Below are 25,633 nucleotides of genomic sequence, written 5' to 3'. Positions count from 1 at the left end.
CCGGGGGACGTCCGCCGGCCCGGATAGGATCGGCACATCATGACTGCAACCCTCGTCGCCAAGAAGCTCACCGCCGCGCACGGTGAGCGCACGCTCTTCGCCGATCTCGACCTCGTCGTCGCCCCCGGTGACGTCATCGGCCTCGTCGGCGTGAACGGCGCCGGGAAGTCCACCCTGCTGCGCCTGCTCGCCGGGCTGGACACCCCCGAGACCGGGGAGCTGCGGCTCTCCCCGCCGACCGCCGCCGTCGGCCATCTCCCGCAGGAGCCGGAGCGCCGACCGTCCGAGTCGGTCCGGGACTTCCTGGCCCGCCGTACGGGTGTGGCCGCCGCGCAGGCGGAGCTCGACGCGGCGACGCAGGGGCTGGTGGACGGGACGCCGGGCGCGGACGACGCGTACGCGACCTCGCTGGACCGGTGGCTGGACCTCGGCGGCGCCGATCTCGACGAGCGGGCCGAGGAGGTCGCCGCCGAGCTCGGCCTCATGGTGGGCCTGGACCTGCCGATGACGGCGCTCTCGGGCGGTCAGGCGGCCCGTGCGGGCCTCGCCTCGCTGCTGCTGTCCCGTTACGACGTCTTCCTCCTCGACGAGCCCACCAACGACCTGGACCTGGACGGTCTGGAGCGGCTGGAGCGGTTCGTGAAGGGGCTGCGCGCGGGCACGGTCGTCATCAGCCACGACCGCGAGTTCCTGACGCGGACCGTCACCAAGGTCCTCGAACTCGACCTGGCCCAGCAGCAGATCAACCTCTACGGCGGCGGCTACGACGCGTACCTGGAGGAGCGCGAGCGCGCCCGCGACCACGCCCGCGAGGAGTTCGAGGAGTACGCGGGCAAGAAGTCGGCCCTGGAGGGCCGGGCCCAGATGCAGCGCAACTGGATGGACAAGGGCGTGCGCAACGCCCGCCGCAAGGCCTCCGACAACGACAAGATCGGCAAGAACCTGCGCGGCGAGTCCAGCGAGAAGCAGGCCGCCAAGGCCCGCCAGACGCAGCGTGCGATCGAGCGGCTGGAGGTCGTGGACGAGCCCCGCAAGGAGTGGGAACTGCGCATGGAGATCGCGGCGGCCCCGCGCTCCGGCTCGGTCGTGGCCACCCTGCGCGAAGCGGCCGTCAAGCGGGGCGACTTCGCCTTCGGCCCGGCCAGCCTGCAGATCGACTGGGCGGACCGGGTGGCGATCACCGGGGCCAACGGCGCGGGCAAGTCCACCCTCCTCGCGGTCCTGCTGGGCCGGCTGGCCCCGGACTCGGGCTCCGCCACCCTCGGCTCCGGCGTCCTGGTCGGCGAGGTGGACCAGGCCCGCGGCCTGTTCCTCGGCGGCGAACCGCTGCTGGAGGCCTTCTGTGCGGCGGTCCCGGAGACCGAGCCGGCCGAAGTGCGCACCCTGCTGGCCAAGTTCGGCCTCAAGGCGGCCCACGTCCTGCGCCCGGCGGCCACCCTCTCCCCCGGCGAGCGCACCCGCGCCGCGCTGGCGCTGCTCCAGGGCCGCGGGGTGAACCTGCTGGTCCTGGACGAGCCCACCAACCACCTCGACCTCCCGGCGATCGAGCAGCTGGAGTCCGCCCTCGACGCCTACGAGGGCACCCTCCTCCTGGTCACCCACGACCGCCGCATGCTGGAAGCCGTGCACGTGAACCGTCGCCTGGAGGTCTCGGGCGGCAAGGTCACCGAGCTCTAGCCACGCACCCGCGGGCCCCGCCCACGGGCGGGGTCACGCGTCCGGGCCGGCCGGGGGCCGTCGCCGGCGGGCCATCTTCCGGGCCACGAAGGCGCGCGGGAGGTGCTGGGCCGCCAGGGCGTACGCCTGGTAGCGGCGGCCGGTGATGCTGACCGGGCGGCGCCGGGCCAGGTCCTTCAGCGCCTGGGCGACCACGGCCTCCGGTTCCAGCCAGACCGCGTCGCGCAGCGCGCTGACGTCCATCCCGGCGCGCTCCTGGAACTCGGTGCGGGTGAAGCCGGGGACCACCGCCAGGACCCGGACCCCGTACGGCTCCATGTCCACCCGGAGCGACTCGCTGAACGCGGTGATCCAGGCCTTGGCGGCCCCGTACGTGCCGGTCGGCAGCAGCCCCGCCACCGAGGAGACGTTGAGGACCGCGCCGCGGCGGCGCTCGCGCAGGCCGGGCAGGACGGCGTGGGTGAGCCGCAGCGGGACCTTCACGAGCAGGTCGAGCATCCGCTCCTCGTCCTCGACCGGGCTGTACGGGAAGGGCGCGGGCAGCCCGAAGCCCGCGTTGTTGACCAGCATGTCCACGGGCCTGGACCGGTCGGCGAGCCGCTCGGCGACCGCCGCGCAGTCCCCCGGATCGAGTAGGTCCGCGGGCAGCACCTCGCACACGGTGCCGTACGCGCGGCCCAGCTGCCCGGCGACGGCTTCGAGCCGCTCCTTGTCGCGGGCGACGAGGACCAGGTCGCAGCCCTTGGCCGCGAAGCCGCGGGCGAAGGCCGCGCCCAGTCCGGCGCTCGCCCCGGTGATCAGTACGGTGGTTCCTGCGGTCGTCAAGACGGCTTCACTTCCTCGTGCGGGCAGACGCGGTACCGGCGGGCGCGGCGTACGCCTGGGCGACGTCGACGAGGAACCGGGCCTCGTCCGCCAGGTCCCCGCCCTCCTGGGAGGTGTGGATCGAGGCGGGCAGCTCCAGCGCGGCGGCCTCGCCCTGCTGCCCGGGCAGTCCGTCGAGCTTCGCCTGCCGCGCCTCCTGCAGTACGCGGGCCAGCGCGGCCGCGGTGCGCCGCTGTTCGGGGACCCCCTGTCCGGCGGCCCGGCCGCGGGCCCGCTCCAGGGCGCCCGGGGCCGCGTACTCCCCCAGGATCAGGATCGCGTCGCGCGTCTCGATGACCTTGCGGTACACGAGCAGGTTGCGCGGGACCGGCGGCCACAGCAGTTCCACCACCCGCCCGGCGCGCGGCTTGTTGAGGGCCACGTGCGGGACGGCTTCGACCAGGTCGCGCCAGAGCGGCCACAGCCGCCAGGCGGTGACGGTGTCGGCGGCGGTGCGGCGGAGGGTGAAGAGCGTGGGCACGAGGATCGCGGCGGCGCGCAGCATGCCGTGCAGGTTCATCAGCAGCGGGAGGGCGGGCATCGCCCAGGTGCTGCCGAACAGGGCCTTGAGCAGGTACGCCAGCCAGAACAGTCCGGCGAGGGTGGTGCCGAGGCCGAAGAGGCGCAGTCCGGCGGCGAGGCCCCGGCTCTCGGTGCGCCGGCTGTAGCGCCAGCACAGGGACACGCAGACGGTGTTGGCGACGATGTGGGCGGAGATCAGCACCAGCCAGTACGCGAGGGAGGGCACCGGGTCGCCGGCCGGCGGCATGGTGTGGGTGCCGTGCCCGGGTGCGGCCGCGTCCAGGGCCAGGAGCGCGCCCAGCCACGCCACCGTGGCGATCCAGGAGGCGAGTTGGAGCCGCCGGCCGCGGGTGGTGGCGGCGACGAAGTAGAGCACGGCGCCCGCCGACAGCACGCCGATGAGGTTGCGGACGAGGCCGATGGTGTGGGCATAGCCGGAGCCGCGGTTCATCGCGTAGGCGACCACGTCCGGGAGGTTCAGGGTCATCGCGGCGGCGGCGGTGGCGACGGCCAGCCACAGGCCGCGCTGCTGGGGCGAGCGCAGGGCCCCGGGGGCGCGGAGCAGGACGGCGGCCCACAGGCACACCACGCTGGGGACGGCGAGCCAGTTGCCGAAGGCGGTGAGGTCAGCTCCCATCGCTGCCCCACTCGTAGCCCATGGCCGACTCCAGCCGGGCCAGGGTGCCCCGGCTGCGGTCCGCCGGGCGCGGGCCGGCGTTCGAGGTGCGGATGCGGATCATGCTCGCGAGCATCTCCGCCTCCTGCTCCTGGCGGGTGGTGTAGTTGGTGCGCCCGAGCACGGTGGGAAGGTTGCCGTCGGCGTCCTCGCCCTCCAGCGAGTGGTGTCCGAAGAGGATGTGGCCGAGCTCGTGGAGGACGATGTGCTCCCGGTGCAGCGGGGTGGTCTGCGCCTCGTAGAAGACGTAGTCGACGCTGGCCGTGCCCACCCACAGTCCGCACACTCCGGACTCCGCCGCCTCCTTGGGGAGCGGGTGGAGGCGGATGGGGCGGCCGCGCTGCTCGGCTATCCGGTTGCACAGCGCGTCGAGGGAGAACGGACGGGTCAAATCCAGATGGCCGAGAATGTTCTCGCACCGTTTGCGAATGCTGAGTTGCCGGTGGGGCATGTGATCCCTCTTCGGACCCTTTCCGGGGCAGCGTCGGTAGGCGTGTATGGGCATGGGCATGACGTCCTGTGCCTTCAAGGCGGCCTCGGGGAATGCGGTCCTGAGGGGGAAACGCGGAAGCCCGTCCGCCGGATGACGAACGGGCGTTCCACCATGCCTACAGATCTTGTACGCGAGTTGGCAAGGCAAGTCCCCAGGTGGGGAACCTATTCGGCCACTGCGTACGAAGACCCCGACGCGCCGGGTGGCTGCAAGCCGCCCCCGACGACGCCTACCGCTTGCGGCGCTCCTCGGGGGCCGTGAGGCCCGCGCGGCGCAGCGCGTCCGCCATCGCGCTGTTCGCGGGGGCGGGGGCACCGCCGCCGCCCTGGCGCCGGCCCTGACCGCCCTGGCCCTGCCCCTGGCCCTGGCCGCCCTGGCCCTGACGCTGGCTGCCCTGGCCGCGCTCGCCCTGGTTCCTGCCGCCCTCGCGGGCGCCGCCGGAGCCGCCGCGCTGCTGCGGGGGACGGCCGCCGCCGGAGCCACCGCCCCGCCGGTCCTCGCGCTGCCTGGGGGCTCCCGCGCCGCGCTCCGCCCCGGCCTCGTCCTCCAGCCGCAGGGTCAGCGAGATCCGCTTGCGCGGGATGTCCACGTCCATGACCTTCACGCGGACGATGTCGCCCGGCTTGACCACGTCCCGCGGGTCCTTGACGAAGTTCTTCGACAGCGCCGAGACGTGCGCCAGGCCGTCCTGGTGGACGCCGATGTCGATGAAGGCGCCGAAGGCGGCCACATTGGTGACCACGCCCTCCAGGATCATCCCGGGGGCCAGGTCGCCGATCTTCTCCACGCCCTCCTTGAAGGTCGCGGTCTTGAAGGCGGGACGCGGGTCGCGGCCCGGCTTCTCCAGCTCGCGCAGGATGTCGGTGACCGTGGGCAGTCCGAAGGCCTCGGTGACGAACTGCTCGGGGCGCAGGGACCGCAGGACGGCGGTGTTGCCGACCAGGGCCGCGACCTCGCCGCCGGCCGTCTTCCCCATCGCACGGACCACCGGGTACGCCTCGGGGTGCACGGCGGAGGAGTCCAGCGGGTCGTCCCCGCCGCGGATCCGCAGGAAGCCCGCGCACTGCTCGTACGCCTTCGGGCCGAGGCGGGCCACGTCCTTGAGCCCCTTGCGGTTGCGGAAGGGGCCGTTGGCGTCGCGGTGGGCCACGATGTTCTCGGCGAGGCCGCCGCTGATGCCCGACACGCGCGAAAGCAGGGGCGCGGAGGCGGTGTTGACGTCCACGCCGACGCCGTTCACGCAGTCCTCGACCACCGCGTCGAGCGAGCGCGAGAGCTTCATCTCGGACAGGTCGTGCTGGTACTGGCCGACCCCGATCGACTTCGGGTCGATCTTGACCAGCTCGGCGAGCGGGTCCTGCAGGCGGCGGGCGATGGAGACGGCGCCGCGCAGCGACACGTCCATGCCGGGGAGTTCCTGCGAGGCGAAGGCCGAGGCCGAGTACACGGAGGCGCCCGCCTCCGAGACCATCACCTTGGTGAGCCCCAGCTCGGGATGGCGCGTGATGAGGTCCCCGGCGAGCTTGTCGGTCTCGCGGGAGGCGGTGCCGTTGCCGATGGCGACCAGCTCGACCGCGTGCTCCTTCGCGAGGCGGGCCAGCTTGGCGAGGGACTCGTCCCACTTGTTGGCGGGCACGTGCGGGTAGATCACGTCCGTGGCCACGACCTTGCCGGTGGCGTCCACGACGGCGACCTTCACGCCGGTGCGGAAACCGGGGTCGAGGCCGAGCGTGGCCCGGGTGCCGGCGGGCGCCGCGAGCAGCAGGTCGCGCAGGTTCGACGCGAAGACCCGGACGGCCTCGTCCTCGGCGGCCTGGCGCAGCCGCATCCGCAGGTCGATGCCGAGGTGCACCTGGATCTTCGTACGCCAGGCCCAGCGGACCGTGTCGCCCAGCCACTTGTCGCCGGGGCGGCCGCGGTCGTTCACCCCGAAGCGGCGGGCGATCATGCCCTCGTACGTGGACGGCCCGGGAGCCTCCGAAGGCTCTTCCGGCTCCAGGGTGAGGTCGAGGACGTCCTCCTTCTCGCCGCGCAGCATGGCGAGGACGCGGTGCGAGGGCAGCGCGGTGAACGGCTCGGCGAAGTCGAAGTAGTCGGCGAACTTGGCGCCCGCCTCCTCCTTGCCCTCGCGGACCTTCGCGGCGAGCCGGCCGCGGCCCCACATGCGCTCGCGCAACTCGCCGATCAGGTCGGCGTCCTCGCCGAACCGCTCGGTGAGGATGGCGCGGGCGCCTTCGAGGGCGGCTGCCGGGTCGGCGACGCCCTTGTCGGCGTCGACGAACGCGGCGGCCGCGGCGGCCGGTTCCACCGACGGGTCGGCCAGCAGGCCGTCCGCGAGCGGCTCCAGCCCGGCCTCGCGGGCGATCTGCGCCTTGGTGCGCCGCTTGGGCTTGAAGGGGAGGTAGATGTCCTCCAGCCGGGCCTTGGTGTCGGCCGCGTTGATCCGGGCCTCCAGCTCGGCGTCGAGCTTGCCCTGCTCCCGTACGGAGTCCAGGATCGCCGCGCGCCGGTCCTCCAGCTCGCGCAGATACCGCAGCCGCTCCTCGAGGGTGCGCAGCTGGGCGTCGTCGAGCATCTCCGTCGCTTCCTTGCGGTAGCGCGCGATGAACGGCACGGTGGAGCCGCCGTCGAGCAGCTCGACGGCGGCCTTGACCTGCCGCTCCCGTACGCCGAGCTCCTCGGCGATCCTGCCTTCGATGGACATCGTCACGATCGGGTCCCGCCTGCCTTCGTTTGCACTGGAAGGCTGCCAATTGTGGCAGGTGGCGGTGGCGGACGGCGGGAGCCCTGTCCGTCAGCCCCTGCCCATCAGGTCCGCGGGGAAGGCCCCGGCGGTCACGGCCTTGACCACGAGGGCGCCGCCGAGCTCGGTGAGGCGGGCCAGGCCGGCCTCGCCGAGGTGCTGGTAGGGGGCGGCGTCGAGGCGGTCGGTGTCGCTCTCCAGCTGTTCGCGCAAGGCCGTGCCCTGCGCGGTCAGCTCGCCGGCGGCGTCGAGCACGCCGCGCTCGCGCAGCCGGTCGGCCGCGGCGTCGAGGTCGGCCTGCTCCCAGCCGCGCTGGACCTTGAGCCACTTCGGGGTCATGCCCTTGCCGGTGGCGGTGTGGCTGACCAGGGCCTCGACCGGGTCGAGGCCCGCGAGGAGGAGGGCGGCGAGGTGGCCGTCGCCGCGGTGCTCGCGCAGCAGGGTGGTGGCGTGCCACAGGCGCAGGTGCGGCTCCTGCGGTACGGGGAGGTCGGCGTGGGCCGCGTACAGGGTGCGGGCGTGCCGGGTGCAGCCCTCGGTGGCGCGCATCGCCAGGTCGGCGGCCTCGGCGAGCTCGGGCGAGGCTATGGTCTCGGCGCCGAGGAGCCGGCGCAGGCAGCCGTCGGCGGCCCGCAGCCGGGCGGCGAGGGCCTCCTCGGGGGTGGTGGTGTCCCAGACTGCGGGCAGGTGCCGGGTGACGAGGTCGTGGCGGTAGTTGTAGAAGGTGGCGGTGACCACGCCGGCCCCGACGGCGCCCATCGCGGCCGACCGGTGGGCGAGGTTGACGCCGACGGGATCGGTGATCCCGAGGGCGGCGAATTCCTTGGCGATCTCCGGCGAGAAGTAGACGGTGGCGTGCAGCGGGTTGATCGCGGCGTGCCAGCAGCGACGGGCGGCGAGCAAGGGAAACGTCATGTGCCGCAGGCTACCGACTGTTTGGTACGCCGGGTAGGGCCGGGGCCCGTGGTGCCCGTCTCACCCCGTGGACACCTCCCCCGCGCTCCCGGCCGGCCGGGCCCCGGCGTCCGCGTCACCGCACATCGCCCGCCCGTACAGGGCCTTCAGTGCGTCGTCGACGGGGTGGTGCTGCGGCTCGCCCGAGGAGTCCGGCCGGTTCCACCTCTGGAGGTTGACCGCGACGGACATCTGGCGCTTGCCGTCGGCCCGCGTCAGGGACATCGTTCCGGCCCCCCAGACCGTGCCGTCGTGGCCCCAGAAGGTGCCGCAGCCCTCGATGTCGACCTTGTGCAGACCGAGGCCGTATTCGATCGTCGATCCGTCCAGGGCGATGACCGGGACCGTGCGCTGCATCTGTGCCAGGGACGACCGGTTGACGATCTTCCGGTCGAGCAGCTTGCCGTAGAAGCGGTTGAGGTCCTCCATGGTCGACACGAGGGCCGCACCCGTACCCGTCCAGGACATGTCGTAGACGCTGTAGTCGCGCGGCGGGTCCATCAGGCCCCACAGGGCCTCGTACATCCGCGAGTGCGGTCCCTCGATCCGCGGCCCGGTCGGAAACCCGGTGTGCCGGAGCCCGCACGCTCGATGACGTTCCGGGTGATGTACTCCTCGGCCGGGGTGCCGGTCACCTGCTCCAGGAGCTGGCCGAGGAGCAGGTAGTTGGTGTTGGAGTACACCCCCGGAGTGGCTCCGGGCTCGCCCGCGGGAGGCGCGTCGACTCCCATCCCGATCAGCTCAGCCGGGCGGAACCGCCTGAACCGGTTGTCGTCCAGGCTCTTGGGCGACATCTCCTGCAATGAGGGGAACGCATGGCGGATGTAGTCGGGAAGGCCGCTGGTGTTGTTGAGCAGCATCCGGACCGTGATCTTCCTGCCGCGCTCCCCCGGTACCAGCTGCGGCAGGTGGTCACCGATCGGCGCGTCGAGCCGGATGCGGCCCTGCTCGACCTGCTGCATGATCGCGGCGGCGGTGAAGGTCTTGGTGATGCTGCCGACGCGCTGCCGCATGTCGGGCCTGACGGGACGGCCGGTCCTGACATCGGCGACCCCGGAGGCGCCGCGCCACACCCGGCCGGCATCGCGTACCTCGGCGTACACCCCCGGGACTCCCGCGCGGTGGACGCCGTCCAGGGCGGACTGCAGCTGCGCGGGATCGGAGGCGGTCGGCGCGTGGGGTGCGGGAGTTGCCGCCGCCGTGCCCGCACAGACACTCAGCGCGGCCACGCTTGCACATACCGCCAGTCGGATCTTCACCACGTCCGTCCTTTCACGATCGGCGAGTTGGTCACCGGTGAGTTGCCCGGGGAGTCGACCGGCGAGTTGATCAGGGGCCCTCCCCCTGCCGGCCGGCGTCCGCGGCTCATTCGGCGAGGGCGCGGCGCAGGGCTGCGGCGAGTTCGGCGTTCTGGCGCTGCGAGACCTCGGCGGACAGGATCGCCTGGGATCCGTGGAAGGTGCCGGGCCACTGGTGCAGTTCGACGGACACGCCCGCCTGCAGCAGGCGCAGTGCGTAGTCGATGTCCTCGTCGCGGTTCGGGTCGAATTCCGCGGTGGCGATGTAGGCGGGGGGCAGCCCGGACAGGTCGGCGGCCCGCGCCGGGGCCGCGTACGGGGTGGCGGGCCGGGAGCCCAGGTAGTGCCGCCAGGCCGCGGCGATCTGGTCGCGGTTGAACCAGGGCGTGTCGGTGAAGTTCCGCGCCGACCAGGTCATCTGACGGTCGTCCAGTCCCGGCTGGTTGAGCAGCTGGAAGCGGATCGCGGGCCCCTGCTCGTCACGGGCCCGCAGCGCGGTCGCGGCGGCGAGGTTCGCGCCGGCGCTGTGTCCGCCGACCGCGATCCGCGCCGGATCGATGCCGAGTTCGTCCGCGTGCCCGGCCGTCCAGTCCAGTACGGCGTAGGCGTCGTCCAGGGCGGCGGGGAACGGGTGCTCGGGCGCCAGGCGGTAGCCCACCGAGATCACCACCGCCCCGGAGAGGTCCGCGATCCGGGCGGCCCAGGGATGTTCGGTGTCCAGGTCGCCGAAGACCCCGCCGCCGCCGTGCAGCCATACGACGGCTCCTTGCGCCCCGTGCGGGCGGTAGATCCGCACCGGCACGTCCGGGTCGGCGGACACCGTGCGGTCCTCGACCTCCATGGTCGAGGTGTCCGGCGACGGCGCCGCCGCGGCGCGCTCGGCGAACTGCTTGCGTGCGGTGACCGGGTCGCTCAGGTCCAGCGGAGCGAGCAGCGGGATGAATGCTTCGAGTTCGGGATCCATGACGCCCATCCTCACGGCCTTCGCCCGGGCGGGTCGTCCGCCGTCCGTCGCGCATCTCGCCCCGATCGCGCGCCGATCGGCGCACCGGCCGGTGCCTATGCTTGCGCCATGGAGGCACTGGCCGTCCGGCTGTCGGGACTCGATTCGTACGCCGAGGGTGCGATCCGCGTCGTCGCGTTCTACGACACGCTGATGCGCCGGCGCGTGGACCTCCCGGCGCTCGCGCGGGCTTCGGCGGGCCTGGCCGAATGCGTGGCGGGGTTCCGGCTCCACGGCACGGGGCGGGTGGTCCGGGTCTCGCCCGACGGCGGACAGGTGTCCGCCCTGCCGCCCGCCGCCTCCTCCACGGCGCCGATCACGCTGGACGAGGAGGAGATCGGCGCGGTGTGGCTGGAGCGCGCCGGGGCGCCGAACCCGCTCGACGAGGTGCTCCTGGAGCGGCTGGCCCTCGCCGCCGCGGCGGTCGTGGAACGCTACGGCATCGCCCCCACCACCATGGCCGACCCCGCGCTCGTCGAACTGGCGATCAGCTCCGACGGCGACGAGGCGGCCCGGGCCCGGGCGTTGCGGCTGCTGGGCTTCGCCGCAGGCCTGCCGGTCCGCGCCGTCGCCGTACGGTCGCGGCTGCCGCTGGACCGGATCGGCGCCCTGGTGTGCCCGGCCCGCCCGGTGAAGGCGGCATCGGTCGCCGGCGTGGGCGTCATCCTGGCCACCGCCGTCGACACGGCCCGGTTTCCGGCGGACGTGCGCGCGGGCATCGGCGCCGCCGGGAGCCCGGACCGCTCCTGGCGGCAGGCCCGCACCGCCCTGCGCTTCACCACCCCGCGCGAACCCGTCGTCCGCCACGACGACCTGGGTGCGCTGGCGCTGCTGGCCGACATACCCCGGGGCGCCGCGCGCGAGAACAGGGACGTGGCCGCGGTCGCCCGCGTGGCCGCCCACCCGGAGGACCTGGCGACCCTGGACGCCTACTGCGCCACCGGCTCGCTGCGCCGGGCCGCCGACCTCCTCCACCTGCACCACAGCAGTGTCGCCCGTCGGATCGACCAGATCGGCAAGACCCTGGGCATCGACTTCACCGAGCCCACGGGCCTGCAGCGGGCCGCACTCGCCCTCACCGCCTGGCGGCTCCTCGACGACTGAGCCGCCCGCACGCCGGCCGGGAGGAGCAGGACTTCCCCCGGGTCCTCAGGCCCGATTCGGCCGATCCGCGAGGCCGGACGCGACGCGGCGCAGCACTGCTCCGTGCCTCCCCGGCACGGGCCGCGCGGGCGCCGGCGGGGCCGGGAGGCGGCGGCTGCGCCGCAGGCCACGGGCCCGGGCCGGGTGGCGCCGGGCCGTCGGCGGGGTGCGCCCGGCGGGCGGCTCCCCCGGCGCGGGCCCCGGGTCTTGCGCCATACCGTGACGGCCGAATGGCGATCGTGTGACAGCAGGGGCCATGGACATGACGTGAGCGATCACGGGTGAATACGGTCGAGCGACAAGACCTGGAACCGACCTGCCTCCCCTACCACTTGGAGTCATTCGTGCACCGCAAAGTCATCGCCCCGAGCGTGCTCGCCGCTTCCCTGCTGCTGGTGATCCCGGCGTCGGCGGCGAGTGCCGGTCCGGGTGCCCCGGGTATCGGCGACCCCTATTACCCGGCCAGCGGCAACGGCGGATACGACGTGTCCCACTACGACCTGCGCCTGCAGTACCAGCCGAAGACGGACCTGCTCGAAGGCACCGCCACCCTCCTCGCCACCGCCAAGCAGGACCTGTCCCGCTTCAACCTCGACTTCGGCCTTCAGGTCAGCGAGATCCGCGTCAACGGCGCCAAGGCGAAGTTCGCCACGTCCGGCGCCCACGAGCTGGAGGTCACCCCGGCGAAGCCGCTGGCGCGCAACACCCCGCTGACCGTCGTCGTCAAGTACGCCGGGAAGCCCTCCGAGTTCAAGGTGGACGGCTGGTCGGCCTGGCAGCGCACGCCCGACGGCGGTGTGGCGGCGCAGGAGCCCGACTCGGCGGTCTGGTGGTTCCCCAGCAACGACCACCCGCTGGACAAGGCCACCTTCGACGTCTCCGTCAACGTCCCCGACGGCACCCAGGCGATCAGCAACGGCGTGCTCCAGTCGCAGACCTCGCGGCTCGGCTGGACCCGGTACAACTGGCGCTCCAACAAGCCGCAGGCGACTTACCTCGCCACCCTCGCCGTCGGCAAGTTCGACATCACCACCGACAAGACGGCGAGCGGGCTTCCGATCGTCAACGCCTACAGCAAGGACCTCGGCGACAACGCGGGCGCGGCGCGCGCGAGCGTGGAGCGCACCGGCGAGGTCACCGAGTGGCTGGAGGGGGTGTTCGGGCCGTACCCCTTCAACGCGCTCGGCGGCTACGTGCCGAACGTGAACGCCGGCTACGCGCTGGAGACCCAGACGCGGCCGTTCTACGGTCCGCGCCAGTTCCAGAACGGCGCCAACGTCTCGGTGGTCGTGCACGAGCTGGCCCACCAGTGGTACGGCGACAGCGTGTCCGTCGAGGGCTGGAAGGACATCTGGATCAACGAGGGCTTCGCCCGCTACAGCCAGTGGCTGTGGTCGGAGAAGGAGGGCGAGGGCACCGCTCAGGAGCTCGCCGACTGGGCCTACGCGCTGCGCCCGGCCGAGGACGCGTTCTGGCAGGTCAAGCCGGGTGACCCGGGTCCGGAGAACCAGTTCCACGGGGCCGTCTACGACCGTGGCGGCATCGCCCTGCAGGCGCTGCGCAACGAGATCGGCGACGAGAAGTTCTTCCAGATCCTCAAGGGCTGGCCGACCGAGCGGGCCTACGGCAACGCCAGGGTGGGGGACTTCGTGCGCTACGCGGAGAAGGTCTCGGCCAAGCCGCTGGCCCAGCTGTTCGAGACCTGGCTCTACACCCCGGGCAAGCCGGAGGCCTCGGCCCTGAATCCGGCGGCCTCGAAGCCGGCGGCCCGCTCGGCCCAGTCCGCCCCGGCACAGTCCGCCCCGGCACAGTCCGCCCCGGCACAGTCCACCCCGGCGAGGGCCGCCGCGGAGCCGAAGTCCTGGAAGAAGATCGCGGAGACCAACACGATCCACGACACCGAGCACGGCTCCGAGCCCGGCCACCGGCACTGAGTCCGCGCCCGCCCGCACCGCACGCGGCCCCCGCATCCGGCGGGGGCCGCGCGTGCCGGACTCGTCACCGGCCTCCCGCATGCCATGCGGCCCGCGCCCGGTAGGCGATCGGCAGGTACCGCAACCGCTCCGGCAGCAGCGGTACGAGGAGCCGCACGGCCGTGCTGAACCGGCGGAGCCTGCGCTCCTGGGCCGGGCTCCACTCCAGCCCGAGCGCGGCCCGCGCCTCGGGCGGCATGTAGCCGACGGTGACGAAGGCCCGCAGCTGCAGGAACGCCGCCCGCAGTGCGGGCCAGGTCAGCCGCAGCACCACGCGTACGGCGGGGGAACCGGCCTCGGGCCGGGGCAGCGGCACATCGGTGGCGACCAGCTCGCGGGCGACCTTGGTGGGCTCGATCTCCTCGGCGAGCATCCGGCCCCAGTACGTCCAGTACTCCTCGATGCTCTGCGGCATGTCCCGGTCGTGTATGCCGAGGATCCGGCCCACCATCAGCCACTCCCGGTAGAGCTGCCGCTCCTGGGCGGGGGTGAAGCGGCGCAGCAGGTAGCGCCCGGCGTACAGGTAGACGGGGAAGCCGGTGGCGTGCACCCAGGAGTAGCAGGCGGGGTCGAGGGAGTGGTAGCGCCGGCCGCGGGTGTCGGTGCCCTGGATCTCCTTGTGCAGGCGGCGGACCCGGCGGCCCTCCTCGGCGGCCTCCTCCCCGCCGTACACCCACAGCTGGACCGAGCGCAGCGAGCGCTCGCCGCGGCCCCAGGGGTCGGTTCGGAAGACGGAGTACTGGTCGACGCCGGCCCCGATCGCGGGGTGGGCCACCTGCAGGGTGAAGGCGGCGGGCAGCATCAGCAGGGCCCGGACGTCGCCCGCGATGGTCCAGAGCACCCCGCCGGGGGGCGGCGGCTCGGGGTCCGTGCGGGGGCGCGCGGGGCGGCTTTCGGATGCGTGGGCTGCCGTTCTTTCCATGTCACCAGTATGCGAGAGCCAGATGGCCCCGAGCCGGACAGAAAGTCGCTGCACGGGTGTTACCCAGAGGTAACCGCGGCTGCTTGGATGACGGAGCCGATCTTCCCGCAGGAATGATGGAGTCCCCCATGCCCCAGAACTCCCCCCGTCGCCACCGTGCCGCTTCCGCGGCCGTGGCGGCGGTCGCCGCCGGCGCCCTGGCCGCCGCCTCCGCGCCCGCCGCCACGGCCGCGGAGGGCGCCGCCGCCCCGCGGCTCAGCGTCCTGTCGTACAACGTGTTCCTGATGAGCAAGAACCTCTACCCGAACTGGGGCCAGGACCACCGGGCCGCGGAGATCCCCAAGGCCTCCTTCTACCAGGGCCACGACGTGGTGGTGCTCCAGGAGGCCTTCGACAACGGCGCGTCGGACGCGCTGAAGGCCAACTCGGCCGCGCAGTACCCGTACCAGACCCCGGTCGTCGGCCGCAGCAAGAGCGGCTGGGACGCGACGGGCGGCGCGTACTCCTCCACCACCCCGGAGGACGGCGGCGTCACGGTCCTGAGCAAGTGGCCGATCGTCCGCAAGGAGCAGGTGGTCTACAAGGACGCCTGCGGCGCCGACTGGTGGTCCAACAAGGGCTTCGCCTACGTGGTGCTGAACGTGAACGGCGCGAAGGTGCACGTGGTCGGCACCCACGCCCAGTCCACCGACCCGGGCTGCGGGGCGGGCGAGGCCGCGGAGATGCGCGCCCGCCAGTTCCGCGCGATCGACGCCTTCCTGGACGGGAAGAACATCCCGTCGAACGAGCAGGTCATCGTGGCGGGCGACCTTAACGTCGACTCGCGCACGCCCGAGTACGCCGCCCTGCTCGCCAACGCCGACCTGGCGGGCACCGACACGCGCACGGGCCACCCGTACTCCTTCGACACCGCGCTGAACTCGATAGCGAACTACCGCTACCCGACCGACCCGCGCGAGGACCTGGACTACGTCCTCTACCGCAAGGGCAACGCCCGTCCGGCGGGCTGGGAGAACAACGTCGTCAAGGAGCAGTCGGCGCCCTGGACGGTCTCCAGCTGGGGCACCTCCTACACCTACACCAACCTCTCCGACCACTACCCGCTGATCGGCCGCTAGCGGCCGCGCACCGCACCCGGTCCGTCCCCGGGTGCGGTGCGTCCGCTCAGCCCGTCACGGGGCCTCGTACGGTTCCTCGTACAGTCCGTCGATCAGGGCGCCGTACTTGTCGCGGATCACGCGGCGGCGGAGCTTGAGCGAGGGGGTGAGCTCGCCGGTGTCGGGACCCCACTCCTCGGTCAGCAGCCGGTACCGCTTGATCTGCTCGGTCCGGTTGAGCCGGGCGTTGGCCGCCTCGACCGCGCGGGCGATCTCCTCCCGGACGGCCGGGTGCGCGGCGAGCCCGGCCGGTGTGGCGGCCTCGATGCCCCGGGCGGCGGCCCAGACCGGGGCCAGTTCGGGGTCCAGGACCAGCAGGGCGACGAGGTAGGACCGGCCGTCGCCGTGGACGAGGGCCTGGCCGATCAGGGGGTGCTCCTTGACGGTGTTCTCCACCAGCGCCGGCGAGACGTTCTTGCCGTTCGAGGTGATGATCAGTTCCTTCTTGCGGTCGGTCAGCCAGAGGAACCCGTCCTCGTCGAGCCGGCCCACGTCCCCGGTCGGGAACCAGCCCTCGGCGTCGGAGGCGCTCTCCACCGTGCCGTCCGGCCGCAGATAGCCGCCGAAGACGGTCGCACCGCGGGTGAAGATCTCCCCGTCCTCGGCGAGCCTCAGCTCCAGCCCCTCGATCGGGCGGCCCACCGAGCCGAGCCGGAAGCCGTCCGGGCTGTTGACCGTGCACACGCCGGCCGTCTCGGTGAGCCCCCAGGCGTCCATGATCGTGACGCCCCAGCCGGCCCAGAAGCGGACCACGTCGATCGGCATCGGCGCGGTCGCGCTGGCCGTCCAGACCAGCCGGTCCAGGCCGGCCATGCGCAGCAGCGGATCCAGCACCTGTTCCTTCGCCCCGGCGTACGAGGCTTCGAGCGCGGCCGGCACCTCCTCTCCGCGCTCCCGGTGGCCGGCCCGGGCGCGGGCCAGGTCGTTCGCGGCCTCGATGGCCCCGCGCTGCGCCTCGGGGAGCTGCGCGAGGACCGCGCGGACCGAGGCGGCGAGCTTCTCCCACACGCGGGGCACGCCGAAGAACTGCACCGGGTGCAGTTCGCGGACCGCCCCCGCCACGGCGGTGGGGTCGGCGCACAGCCGCACGTGCGCGGCCCGCAGCAGGGGCAGGTAGATGCCGAGGACCCGCTCGGCGATGTGCGCGAAGGGCAGGTAGCAGAGGTGCTCGGCGTGCTCGGGCAGGTCGACGTGCCGGTCGAGGCGGATCGCCTGGAGCATGAGGTTGCGGTGGGTCAGCCGGACGCCCTTGGGGTCGCCGGTGGTGCCGGAGGTGTAGACGACGGTCAGCGGGTCCTCGGGGCGGGTCTCCTGCCATGCCTTCTCGAAGGCGTCGGCCCGGTGGGTCCGGGCCCCGCTCGCGTGCAGGGAGCCGTACGTGGAGTGCCCGCCCGCGTCGGCGGCCTCGGCCACGACGAGGCGCTCCAGCGGAACGGTCGCGTCGGCCAGCAGCGGCTCCCACCGCAGGAGTTCGCGGGCGCCCTCGACGACGGCGACCCTGGCCCGGCTGTGGCGGGCGATGTGGGCGATCTGCTCGGGCGCGGAGGTCCCGTACACGGTGACGGGCACGGCGCCGAGGTGGACGAGGGCGAGGTCGCTGAGCCAGTGCTCGGGACGGTTGCCCATCATCATCAGGACGTGCTCGCCGCGCCCGACACCGAGGGCCGCGTAGCCGGAGGCGAGGACGGCCACCTTGCGGCGGACCTCGCTCCAGGTGAGGGTCGCCCATTCGGCGGAGCCGGGGCCGGCGCGCCACGAGAGGGCGGGGAGTTCCCCGTGCTCGGCGGCGTTGCGGGCCAGCAGGGCGGGGAGGGTGATCTCTTCGGGTCGTCCGGGCAGTCGCAGGTTCGTGGTCATGGGCAGCTCCTGGCCGTTTCACATCGTTGGTGCGACAGCAATACTGTTGAACCCAAGCTGTGGAGCAGAGAGCGAGGCGCAGACGATGGCCGACCAGGCAACCGAGCCGATGCTCACCGTCGACGAGCTGGCGGCCAGGGCGGGCGTCACCGTGCGCACCGTACGGTTCTACAGCACCCGCGGGCTTTTGCCCCCTCCCGTGATCGGCCCTCGTCGGGTGGGGCACTACGGGCCGGAGCACCTGTCCCGGCTGGCCCTGATCGAGGAGCTCCAGCACCAGGGCATGACCCTGTCCGCCATCGAGCGCTATCTGGACGCGCTGCCGGACGACCTGAGCGCGCACGACCTGGCGATCCACCGCGCAATGGTGGCCAGTTGGGCCCCGGACGCGGCCCAGGAGGTCTCGCGCGAGGAGCTGGAGAAGCGGGCCGGGCGGAGCCTGTCGGACACGGACGTCCGGCGGCTGACGGCGATGAACGTGCTCGTCGCGTCGGGCGACGGGTTCCGGGTGGACGTGGGGCTGCTGCGGCTGGGGGTCGCGCTGCTCGACGTGCCGATCGCGCACGAGACGATCCTGGCGGCGCGCCGGGTGCTGGTGGAGCACACCAGGTCGGCCGCGCACGAGCTGACGACGCTGTTCCGGGACGAGGTGTGGGGCCCGTTCACCCGGGACGAGAGCGATCCGGAGCGGGTGGAGTCGATGAAGGCGCTGTCGGCGCACATGCAGCCGATGGTGGTCCAGGCCCTGGTGACGGCCTTCCAGCGGTCGCTGAAGGAGGAGCTGAAGGCGGCGTTCGCCCCGGAGGCGTGACGCCCCGCAGCCCCACCCGGTCGCCCAACAGGGCACCCCGCCAGGTAGGTTCACCATCATGGCGATCATCCACAAGACCACGATGAGCCCCGGCAAGCTGGAGCTGCTTGCCGCGTGGCTGCCGGCCCAGCCCTGGTACCTGCCCACCGGACGGCCGCCGGTCCTGGCCCGCGCGGGCGGTTTCCGGCTCGACGACCCCGAGGGCGAGGTGGGCATCGAGTTCATGGTGGTCACCGACACCTCCGGCGGGGAGCCGACGGCGTACCACGTGCCGCTCACCTACCGCGGCGCGCCGCTGGCGGGCGCCGAGGCGGCCCTGGTCGGCACCACCGAGCACGGCGTCCTGGGACGCCGCTGGGTGTACGACGGGCCGCACGACCCGGTGCTGACGGCGCAGCTGCTCGCGCTCTTCCAGGGCCGCGCCACGCCGCAGGCGCAGAGCCTGAGCGACACTCCGGACCCCACCGTCACCGCGCGGTACGACGGACCGGAGCCGGCGGGCGCCGACGCGCTCACCGTGACGCGCGTGCTCGGGGACGCGGCACCGGCGGCCGAGCCCCTCGGCGAGGTCACCGCGGGCTGGACCGGCCCGGACGGGACCGCGCACCGGGGCGTGTTCGCGTCCCTCGCCAAGCGCTGACCCCGCCGTACCTCGGTCCCGGGGCGGCAACCGCCCCCGGGACCGCGGTACGCCGCCGTGCGCTCAGTCGCCGTACGTCTCGCCGCGCTCGGCCTTCTCCACGAGGGAGGCCGGCGGGGTGAAGCGCTCACCGTACTTCTCGGCGAGCTCGCGGGCGCGGGCGACGAAGCCCGGCAGGCCGCCCTCGTAGCCGTTGATGTACTGGATCACGCCGCCGGTCCAGGCCGGGAAGCCGATGCCCATGATGGAGCCGATGTTGGCGTCGGCGATCGAGGTGAGGACACCCTCGTCGAGGCAGCGCACGGTGTCGACCGCCTCCGAGAAGAGCATCCGCTCCTTCATGTCCTCGAAGGGGATCTCGGCGTCCGGCTTCGCGAAGTGCTCGCGCAGGCCCGGCCAGATGCGGGCCCGCTTGCCCGCGTCGTCGTACTCGTAGAAGCCGGCCCCGCCGCTGCGGCCCGGGCGGCCGAACTCGTCGACCATCCGGTCGATGACGGTGTCGGCGGGGTGCTCGGTCCAGGCCCGGCCCTCGGCCTCGAAGGCCTTGCGGGTCTCGTTGCGGATCTTGCGCGGCAGGGTCAGGGTCAGCTCGTCCATCAGGGAGAGCACCTTGGCCGGGTAGCCGGCCTGCGCCGCGGCCTGTTCGACCGAGGCGGGCTCGATGCCCTCGCCGACCATGGCCACGCCCTCGTTGATGAACTGGCCGATGACGCGCGAGGTGAAGAAGCCGCGCGAGTCGTTGACCACGATCGGGGTCTTGTTGATCTGGCGGACCAGGTCGAAGGCTCGGGCGATGGCCTCGTCCCCGGTCTGCTCCCCCTTGATGATCTCGACGAGCGGCATCTTGTCGACGGGCGAGAAGAAGTGCAGCCCGATGAAGTCGGCGGGCCGCTTCACGCCTTCCGCGAGGCCGGAGATCGGCAGGGTGGAGGTGTTGGAGCACAGCAGCGCGTCGGGCGCGATGACGTCCTGGATCTCCTGGAACACCTTGTGCTTGAGGGAGGTGTCCTCGAAGACGGCCTCGATGACGGCGTCGCAGCCGGCCAGGTCGGCGGCGTCCGCGGTCGGGGTGATCCGGGCGAGCAGCTCGGCGCGCTGGGCCTCGGTGCTCCGGCCGCGGGAGACGGCCTTGTCGAGGAGCTTCTCGGAGTACGCCTTGCCCTTGGCGGCGGCCTCGGCGCTGACGTCCTTCAGCACCACGTCGATGCCCGCGCGGGCGCAGGAGTAGGCGATGCCCGCGCCCATCATGCCGGCGCCGAGGACGGCGACCTTGCGGACCCTGCGCGGCTCGATCCCCTGCGGGCGGCTGCGGCCCGCGTTGACGGCCTGGAGGTCGAAGAAGAAGGCCTGGATCATGTTCTTGGCGGTCTGCCCGGTGACCAGCTCGGTGAAGTAGCGGGCCTCGATGGTCAGCGCGGTCTCGAAGTCCACCTGGGCGCCCTCGACGGCGCAGGCCAGGATGTTGCGCGGGGCCGGGTACGGGGCCCCGTTCAGCTGCTTCTTCAGGTTGGCCGGGAAGGCCGGGAGGTTCGCGGCGAACCGCGGGTTGGACGGCGTACCGCCCGGGATCTTGTAGCCGGGTACGTCCCAGGGCTGCTGCGACTCGGGGTTCGCGTCGATGAAGGCGCGGGCCTTGGCGAGCATCTCCTCGGGGGTGGCGGCCAGTTCGTGGACCAGGCCGTTGTCCAGGGCGCGCTTCGGGTTGTACTGGGTGCCCTGGAGCAGCACCTTGAGCAGCGCGTCGGCGATGCCCATCAGGCGGACGGTACGGGTGACACCGCCGCCGGCCGGGAGGAGGCCGAGGGTGACCTCGGGCAGGCCGATCTTGGAGCCGGGGGCGTCGAGGGCGACGCGGTGGTGGGAGGCGAGGCAGATCTCGTAACCGCCGCCCAGGGCCGCGCCGTTGATCGCGGCGACGACGGGCTTGCCGAGGGTCTCGATGCGGCGCAGCGAGCGCTTGATGGCGGTGCCGGTGTCGAAGGCGAGCTGCGCGTGCTCGGGGCGCAGCCGGATCATGTCCTTGAGGTCGCCGCCCGCGAAGAAGGTCTTCTTGGCGGAGGTGTAGATGATGCCGCGGATGGAGTCCTTCTCGGCCTCGGCGCGGTCGGCGATCGCCGCGATCGAGTCCTTGAAGGCCTGGTTCATCGTGTTGGCGGACTGGCCCGGGTCGTCGAGGATCAGGGTGACGACGCCGGTCTCGTCCTGTTCCCAGCGGATCGTGGTGGACTCGCTCATGGTCACTGCTTTCGTTTCGGAAGGTCCGGGGGGCAGGGGGAACAGGGCTGATCAGAGACGTTCGACGATGGTGGCGACGCCCATGCCGCCGCCGACGCAGAGGGTGACGAGGCCGTAGCGCTTGTCCTGGCGCTCCAGCTCGTCGACGATCGTGCCGAGGATCATCGCGCCGGTGGCGCCGAGCGGGTGGCCGAGCGCGATGGCGCCGCCGTTGACGTTGACCTTGTCGAGGGACAGGCCCATGTCCTTGACGAAGCGCAGGACGACGCCGGCGAACGCCTCGTTGATCTCGACCAGGTCGATGTCGTCGATGGTCAGTCCGGCCTTGGCGAGGGCCTTGCGGGTGGCGGGGGCCGGGCCCGTGAGCATGATGGTGGGCTCGGAGCCGGACACGGCGGCCGAGACGATCCGGGCGCGCGGGGTCAGTCCGTTGCGCTCGCCCGCCTCGCGGGAGCCGATGGCGACGAGCGAGGCGCCGTCGACGATGCCGGAGGAGTTGCCCGCGTGGTGGACGTGGTCGATCTTCTCGACCCAGTGGTACTTCTGCAGCGCGACGGCGTCGAAGCCGCCCAGCTCGCCGATGTCCGCGAAGGAGGGCTTCAGCTTGGCGAGGGTGTCGGCGGTGGTGCCGGGGCGGACGAACTCGTCGTGGTCCAGGACGATCAGGCCGTTGCGGTCGGTGACCGGGACCACGGACTTCGCGAAGCGGCCGTCCTTGATGGCGGCGGCGGCGCGCTCCTGCGAGAGGGCCGCGTACTCGTCCACGTCCCGCCGGGAGAATCCCTCGATCGTGGCGATCAGGTCGGCGCCGATGCCCTGCGGGACGAAGTTGACGTCCCAGTTCGTCATCGGGTCGTTGAACCAGGCGCCGCCGTCCGAGGCCATCGGGACGCGGGACATGGACTCCACGCCGCCCGCCAGGACCAGGTCCTCCCAGCCGGAGCGGACCTTGGCGGCGGCCAGGTTGACGGCCTCCAGGCCGGAGGCACAGAAGCGGTTCTCCTGTACGCCGGCCACGGTGTCCGGGAGACCGGCGGCGATGGCCGCGATCCGGGCGATGTCGGAGCCCTGGTCACCGACCGGGCCGACCACGCCGAGCACGATGTCGTCGATGGTGGCGGGGTCCAGGCCGGGGTTGCGCTCGCGCAGGGCCTCGATGAGCCCGACGACGAGATCGATCGGCTTGGTGCCGTGCAGGGCGCCATTGGCCTTGCCGCGGCCGCGCGGGGTGCGGATCGCGTCGTATACGTAAGCTTCGGTGCTCACTGGTCAAGCCTTTCGGGAGGTCTGGGTCTTAGCCGAGGAGGGAGCGGCCGATGATCTCTTTCATGATCTCGGTCGTGCCGCCGTAGATGGTCTGGATCCGGCCGTCGGTGAAGGCCCGCGCGACCCGGTATTCGGTCATGTATCCGTATCCGCCGTGGAGTTGCAGACAGCGGTCGGCGACGCGCTTCTGCAGCTCGGTGGCCCACCACTTGGCCATCGAGGCGTGCACGTGGTCCAGTTCGCCGTTCGAGTGGTCGGTGATGCACCGGTCGAGGAAGGTCCGGGTGACGGCGACCTCGGTGGCCATCTCCGCGATCTCGAAGCGGATGTGCTGGAGCTTGGACAGCGGGCGGCCGAAGGCCTCGCGCTCCTTCACGTACTGGGTGGTGATCTCCAGCAGGTACTCGGCGGCCGCGATGCCGGCCATCGCGATGCCCATCCGCTCCTGCGCGAGATTGGTCATCAGGTGGACGAAGGCGCCGTTCAGCTCGCCGAGCAGGTTCTCCTTCGGGACGCGCACGTCGTGGAAGAACAGTTCGGCGGTGTCCTGGGACTTCTGGCCGATCTTGTCGAGGTTGCGGCCGCGCTCGAAACCCTCCGCGCCGCGCTCGACGACCAGCAGCGACAGTCCGTGCGCCCCGCCCTCGGGGGTGGTCTTGGCGACCACGATCACCAGGTCGGCGAGGATGCCGTTGGAGATGAAGGTCTTGGAGCCGTTCAGCACCCAGTGGTCGCCGCGGTCCTCCGCGGTGGTGCGGATCCCCTGGAGGTCGGAGCCCGCGCCCGGCTCGGTCATCGCGATGGCGGTGATGGTCTCCCCGGAGCAGAAGCCGGGCAGCCAGCGGCGCTTCTGGTCCTCGGTGGCGAGCGAGGTCAGGTACGGCCCGATGATGTCGTTGTGCAGGCCGATGGCCAGTCCCGGGGCGCCCGCGCGGGTGAACTCCTCGGCGATGACGGCGGCGTAGCGGAAGTCGGTGTTCCCCCCGCCGCCGTACTCCTCGGGGACGGCGAGGCCGAGCAGCCCCTGGCGGCCCGCGGCCCGCCAGGCCTCGCGGCTGACGATGCCGTCCTTCTCCCACTGCTCGTAGTGCGGCAGCACCTCCTTGGTGAGGAAGGTGCGCACGGTCTCGCGGAACGCCTCGTGGTCGGCGTCGAAGATCTGGCGTTTCATCGGTCGGCTCCCTAAAGCCAGTTCTTGACGGTTTCGATCAGCCGGGCCGGCTCGGGACCGACGGGCGTGACGTTGAGCATGGTGACGCCCGCCTCGCGGAAGGCCTCGACGCGCTCGCGCACGTACCCTTCGGGCCCGCACAGGGTCATCAGTTCGCAGAACTCGTCCGGTACGGCGGCGGCCGCGTCGCGCTTGCGGCCGGAGAGGTAGAGCTCCTGGATCTTCCGGGCCTCCTCCTCGTAGCCGTAGGCCACGGCGAGGTCGTTGTAGAAGTTCTTGCCGACCGCGCCCATGCCGCCGACGTACAGGGCGATCTGCGGGCGCGCCAGGTCCCGTACGGCGGCCGCGTCCTCGCCGATGGCGAGCAGGCCCCCGGCGACGGTCTGCAGCGGGCCGAGCTCCGGCGCCCGCTTCGCCGCGCCCTCGGCGAGGGGCCCGCCCCACACCGCCGCGGCCTTCTCGGGGATGAAGAGGGTGGGCAGCCAGCCGTCGGCGATCTCGGCGGTCAGCCGCACGTTGGCCGGGCCGAGCGAGGCGATGTAGACGGGGATCGTGTCGCGCACCGGCCGGGTGAGGATCTTCAGGGGCTTGCCGAGCCCGCTGCCCCGCTCCGGGGGCAGCGGCATGTCGGTGATGCCGTGGTGGTCGATCGTCTCGCGCCGCCAGATGCGCCGGCACAGGCCGACCGTCTCGCGGGTGCGGCCGAGCGGCTTGTCGTACGGCTTCCCGTGCCAGCCCTCGACGACCTGCGGGCCGGAGGCGCCGAGCCCGAGCAGCGCCCGGCCGCCCGAGAGTGCGTCCAGTCCGGCGGCCGTCTGGGCGATCAGGCCGGGGGTGCGCGAGTAGACGTTGAGGATCGCCGAGCCGATCTTCAGCCGCTCGGTGCGTGCGGCCAGGTAGCCCATGATCGTCGGGGAGTCGAAGCCCCAGGCCTCGGCCACCCACACGGCGTCGAGGCCGGCCGACTCCAGGGCCGCGGCCTCGTCGGCGGCCCGGCGCGGGTCCCCGGCGTAGTCGAGCAGCATCGACAGTTCCATCAGTCCACCTCCTTGGCGGCGAGGGCGGGCACGTCCCAGTCGCGGGCCACGCTCCCGGTGTCCGCCCCCGGCTGGGCGGGGCCCGCGGTGACGGCTGCCGGGGTCGCCGAGAACCGGGGTGCGGGGGCGGGCTGGACGATCCCGCCGAATTCGGTGAAGGTCCCGCGGGCGGCCAGGTGCGGGTGGTGCGGGGCCTCGCGCAGCGAGAGCACGGGCGCCACGCAGGCGTCGGTGCCCTCGAAGACCGCGGTCCACTCCTCGCGCGTACGGGTCCTGAAGCGTGCGGCGACCACCTCGCGCAGCTCGCCCCAGCGGGCCGTGTCCTTGCGGGCCGGGGCCCGGTCCGCGATGCCGAGGAGCTCCGTGAAGGTGTCGTAGAACTGCTGCTCCAGCGCGCCGACCGCCATGTACCCGCCGTCGGAGGTCTCGTAGGTGCCGTAGAAGGGGCAGCCGCCGTCGAGCAGGTTGGCCCCGCGGCGGTCCTGCCAGCCGCCGGCCGCCATCATCCCGTGGATCATGGCGGTGAGGTGGGCGGTGCCGTCGACGATGGCCGCGTCGACGACCTGCCCGGTGCCGGTGGCCCGGGCGTGCTGGAGGGCGGCGAGGACCCCGATCACGAGGTAGAGCGAGCCGCCGGCGTAGTCCCCGACCAGGTTGGCGGGCACCGCCGGGGGCTCGCCCGGGTTGCCGATCATGCCGAGGGCGCCGGTGACGGCGATGTACGCGATGTCGTGCCCCGCGGTCTGCGCGAGCGGGCCGCCCTGGCCCCAGCCGGTCATCCGGCCGTAGACGAGCCTCGGATTGCGGGCGTGGCACTCGGCCGGGCCGACGCCGAGCCGCTCGGCGACCCCGGGGCGGAACCCCTCGACGAGGACGTCGGCCCGCTCGACCAGGTCCAGGACGCGGGCGGGCCCGTCGGCGGACTTGAGGTCGACCAGGACGGAGCGCTTGCCGCGGTTGGTGAGGTCGTAGGCCGGGTCGACCGCGAGAGCGCCGCCTCCGGGCCGGTCCACCCGTACGACGTCCGCGCCCAGGTCGGCGAGGAGCATGGCGGCGAACGGTCCGGGACCGATGCCCGCCAGCTCGACGACGCGCAGTCCGGCGAGCGGGCCCCGCCCGCCCGCGTCCCCGGCGCCGTTCCCTGTCACTGCCATCGAGCCCCCAGCGTCTCCGTGTGGATCGTGTCCGTGG

General features: G+C 72.8%; 19 protein-coding genes and 1 pseudogene. 6 read left to right on the top strand and 14 right to left on the bottom strand.

Annotated features, from left to right (window positions below):
- Nucleotides 1–39: 39 nt before the first annotated feature.
- Nucleotides 40–1,677: an ABC-F family ATP-binding cassette domain-containing protein gene (locus OG472_RS35080; protein WP_401605022.1), complete on the top strand. Its 1,638-nt coding sequence runs from the start codon at nucleotides 40–42 to the stop codon at nucleotides 1,675–1,677.
- A 33-nt stretch (nucleotides 1,678–1,710) separates the two neighbouring features.
- Here the strand turns inward: OG472_RS35080 and OG472_RS35075 are convergent, their stop codons facing one another.
- The 7 genes and pseudogenes from OG472_RS35075 to OG472_RS35045 form a co-directional block, all read right to left on the bottom strand.
- Nucleotides 1,711–2,502 carry an SDR family NAD(P)-dependent oxidoreductase gene (locus OG472_RS35075; protein ID WP_405942392.1) on the bottom strand — a complete coding sequence of 264 codons (792 nt, stop codon included), beginning with the start codon at nucleotides 2,500–2,502 and terminating at the stop codon, nucleotides 1,711–1,713.
- Nucleotides 2,503–2,509: 7 nt separating this feature from the next.
- Nucleotides 2,510–3,700 carry an MAB_1171c family putative transporter gene (locus OG472_RS35070; RefSeq protein WP_405942391.1) on the bottom strand — a complete coding sequence of 397 codons (1,191 nt, stop codon included), beginning with the start codon at nucleotides 3,698–3,700 and terminating at the stop codon, nucleotides 2,510–2,512.
- Nucleotides 3,690–4,130 carry a hypothetical protein gene (locus tag OG472_RS35065; RefSeq protein WP_401605014.1) on the bottom strand — a complete coding sequence of 147 codons (441 nt, stop codon included), beginning with the start codon at nucleotides 4,128–4,130 and terminating at the stop codon, nucleotides 3,690–3,692. Before OG472_RS35065 ends, OG472_RS35070 begins: the two co-directional genes overlap by 11 nt.
- Nucleotides 4,131–4,461: 331 nt before the next feature.
- On the bottom strand, nucleotides 4,462–6,942 hold the full coding sequence (locus tag OG472_RS35060) for a Tex family protein (protein WP_405942390.1): 2,481 nt from the start codon (nucleotides 6,940–6,942) through the stop codon (nucleotides 4,462–4,464).
- 84 nt (nucleotides 6,943–7,026) lie between these two features.
- Complete coding sequence (locus OG472_RS35055) at nucleotides 7,027–7,890, bottom strand: SCO6745 family protein (RefSeq protein ID WP_405942389.1); 864 nt, start codon at nucleotides 7,888–7,890, stop codon at nucleotides 7,027–7,029.
- 60 nt (nucleotides 7,891–7,950) lie between these two features.
- Nucleotides 7,951–9,077 (bottom strand): annotated as a pseudogene (locus OG472_RS35050) (serine hydrolase domain-containing protein).
- Between the two features lie 217 nt (nucleotides 9,078–9,294).
- A complete protein-coding gene (locus OG472_RS35045; RefSeq protein ID WP_401605002.1) occupies nucleotides 9,295–10,191 on the bottom strand; it encodes an alpha/beta hydrolase in 897 nt (298 codons plus the stop codon).
- Nucleotides 10,192–10,299: 108 nt separating this feature from the next.
- On the opposite strand from OG472_RS35045, the gene OG472_RS35040 reads away from it, so the two are divergent.
- Both OG472_RS35040 and OG472_RS35035 read left to right on the top strand, forming a co-directional pair.
- Nucleotides 10,300–11,334, top strand: a complete 1,035-nt coding sequence (locus OG472_RS35040; RefSeq protein WP_405832899.1) for a PucR family transcriptional regulator — start codon at nucleotides 10,300–10,302, stop codon at nucleotides 11,332–11,334.
- Nucleotides 11,335–11,717: 383 nt separating this feature from the next.
- On the top strand, nucleotides 11,718–13,307 hold the full coding sequence (locus OG472_RS35035) for a M1 family aminopeptidase (RefSeq protein WP_405832898.1): 1,590 nt from the start codon (nucleotides 11,718–11,720) through the stop codon (nucleotides 13,305–13,307).
- 64 nt (nucleotides 13,308–13,371) lie between these two features.
- On the opposite strand, the gene OG472_RS35030 is transcribed toward OG472_RS35035, so the two are convergent.
- On the bottom strand, nucleotides 13,372–14,268 hold the full coding sequence (locus tag OG472_RS35030) for an oxygenase MpaB family protein (protein ID WP_405832896.1): 897 nt from the start codon (nucleotides 14,266–14,268) through the stop codon (nucleotides 13,372–13,374).
- Nucleotides 14,269–14,396: 128 nt separating this feature from the next.
- On the opposite strand from OG472_RS35030, the gene sph reads away from it, so the two are divergent.
- A complete protein-coding gene (gene sph, locus OG472_RS35025) occupies nucleotides 14,397–15,386 on the top strand; it encodes a sphingomyelin phosphodiesterase (RefSeq protein WP_401604992.1) in 990 nt (329 codons plus the stop codon).
- 54 nt (nucleotides 15,387–15,440) lie between these two features.
- Here sph and OG472_RS35020 read toward each other — a convergent pair whose 3' ends face one another.
- Nucleotides 15,441–17,282, bottom strand: coding sequence for an AMP-dependent synthetase/ligase (locus OG472_RS35020; protein WP_405942388.1), 1,842 nt, complete (start codon nucleotides 17,280–17,282; stop codon nucleotides 15,441–15,443).
- An 85-nt stretch (nucleotides 17,283–17,367) separates the two neighbouring features.
- Here OG472_RS35020 and OG472_RS35015 point away from each other — a divergent pair, with 85 nt between their 5' ends.
- Both OG472_RS35015 and OG472_RS35010 read left to right on the top strand, forming a co-directional pair.
- Complete coding sequence (locus OG472_RS35015; RefSeq protein WP_405942387.1) at nucleotides 17,368–18,093, top strand: MerR family transcriptional regulator; 726 nt, start codon at nucleotides 17,368–17,370, stop codon at nucleotides 18,091–18,093.
- A 58-nt stretch (nucleotides 18,094–18,151) separates the two neighbouring features.
- Nucleotides 18,152–18,733: a maltokinase N-terminal cap-like domain-containing protein gene (locus OG472_RS35010; RefSeq protein WP_401604983.1), complete on the top strand. Its 582-nt coding sequence runs from the start codon at nucleotides 18,152–18,154 to the stop codon at nucleotides 18,731–18,733.
- Between the two features lie 63 nt (nucleotides 18,734–18,796).
- Here OG472_RS35010 and OG472_RS35005 read toward each other — a convergent pair whose 3' ends face one another.
- The 5 genes from OG472_RS35005 to OG472_RS34985 are packed head-to-tail and all read right to left on the bottom strand — an operon-like array spanning nucleotide 18,797 to nucleotide 25,596.
- Entirely contained in the window at nucleotides 18,797–20,968 is a 2,172-nt protein-coding gene (locus OG472_RS35005; RefSeq protein ID WP_405832894.1) for a 3-hydroxyacyl-CoA dehydrogenase NAD-binding domain-containing protein, read from the bottom strand.
- 51 nt (nucleotides 20,969–21,019) lie between these two features.
- Complete coding sequence (locus tag OG472_RS35000; protein WP_401604980.1) at nucleotides 21,020–22,234, bottom strand: acetyl-CoA C-acetyltransferase; 1,215 nt, start codon at nucleotides 22,232–22,234, stop codon at nucleotides 21,020–21,022.
- A 28-nt stretch (nucleotides 22,235–22,262) separates the two neighbouring features.
- Nucleotides 22,263–23,405 carry an acyl-CoA dehydrogenase family protein gene (locus tag OG472_RS34995; protein ID WP_401604977.1) on the bottom strand — a complete coding sequence of 381 codons (1,143 nt, stop codon included), beginning with the start codon at nucleotides 23,403–23,405 and terminating at the stop codon, nucleotides 22,263–22,265.
- A gap of 11 nt (nucleotides 23,406–23,416) precedes the next feature.
- Complete coding sequence (locus OG472_RS34990; protein ID WP_401604975.1) at nucleotides 23,417–24,442, bottom strand: LLM class F420-dependent oxidoreductase; 1,026 nt, start codon at nucleotides 24,440–24,442, stop codon at nucleotides 23,417–23,419.
- Entirely contained in the window at nucleotides 24,442–25,596 is a 1,155-nt protein-coding gene (locus OG472_RS34985; protein ID WP_401604973.1) for a CaiB/BaiF CoA transferase family protein, read from the bottom strand. The genes OG472_RS34990 and OG472_RS34985 overlap by 1 nt, the downstream gene beginning before the upstream one ends.
- Nucleotides 25,597–25,633 lie beyond the last annotated feature (37 nt).

Source organism: Streptomyces sp. NBC_00207 (genome assembly GCF_045160965.1).
Taxonomy (GTDB): domain Bacteria; phylum Actinomycetota; class Actinomycetes; order Streptomycetales; family Streptomycetaceae; genus Streptomyces.
Note: the sequence above shows the minus strand (reverse complement) of the source record. Positions and strands in the feature narration are given on the sequence as shown.

Excerpts from the sequence above, each read along its gene's own strand:
- OG472_RS35070 (WP_405942391.1), bottom strand. The coding sequence starts at position 3,700 with ATGGGAGCTGACCTCACCGCCTTCGGCAACTGGCTCGCCGTCCCCAGC.
- OG472_RS34990 (WP_401604975.1), bottom strand. The coding sequence starts at position 24,442 with ATGGAACTGTCGATGCTGCTCGACTACGCCGGGGACCCGCGCCGGGCC.
- OG472_RS35040 (WP_405832899.1), top strand. The coding sequence starts at position 10,300 with ATGGAGGCACTGGCCGTCCGGCTGTCGGGACTCGATTCGTACGCCGAG.
- sph (WP_401604992.1), top strand. The coding sequence starts at position 14,397 with ATGCCCCAGAACTCCCCCCGTCGCCACCGTGCCGCTTCCGCGGCCGTG.
- OG472_RS35055 (WP_405942389.1), bottom strand. The coding sequence starts at position 7,890 with ATGACGTTTCCCTTGCTCGCCGCCCGTCGCTGCTGGCACGCCGCGATC.
- OG472_RS34995 (WP_401604977.1), bottom strand. The coding sequence starts at position 23,405 with ATGAAACGCCAGATCTTCGACGCCGACCACGAGGCGTTCCGCGAGACC.
- OG472_RS35010 (WP_401604983.1), top strand. The coding sequence starts at position 18,152 with ATGGCGATCATCCACAAGACCACGATGAGCCCCGGCAAGCTGGAGCTG.
- OG472_RS35030 (WP_405832896.1), bottom strand. The coding sequence starts at position 14,268 with ATGGAAAGAACGGCAGCCCACGCATCCGAAAGCCGCCCCGCGCGCCCC.
- OG472_RS35020 (WP_405942388.1), bottom strand. The coding sequence starts at position 17,282 with ATGACCACGAACCTGCGACTGCCCGGACGACCCGAAGAGATCACCCTC.
- OG472_RS35015 (WP_405942387.1), top strand. The coding sequence starts at position 17,368 with ATGGCCGACCAGGCAACCGAGCCGATGCTCACCGTCGACGAGCTGGCG.
- OG472_RS35045 (WP_401605002.1), bottom strand. The coding sequence starts at position 10,191 with ATGGATCCCGAACTCGAAGCATTCATCCCGCTGCTCGCTCCGCTGGAC.
- OG472_RS35080 (WP_401605022.1), top strand. The coding sequence starts at position 40 with ATGACTGCAACCCTCGTCGCCAAGAAGCTCACCGCCGCGCACGGTGAG.
- OG472_RS34985 (WP_401604973.1), bottom strand. The coding sequence starts at position 25,596 with ATGGCAGTGACAGGGAACGGCGCCGGGGACGCGGGCGGGCGGGGCCCG.
- OG472_RS35005 (WP_405832894.1), bottom strand. The coding sequence starts at position 20,968 with ATGAGCGAGTCCACCACGATCCGCTGGGAACAGGACGAGACCGGCGTC.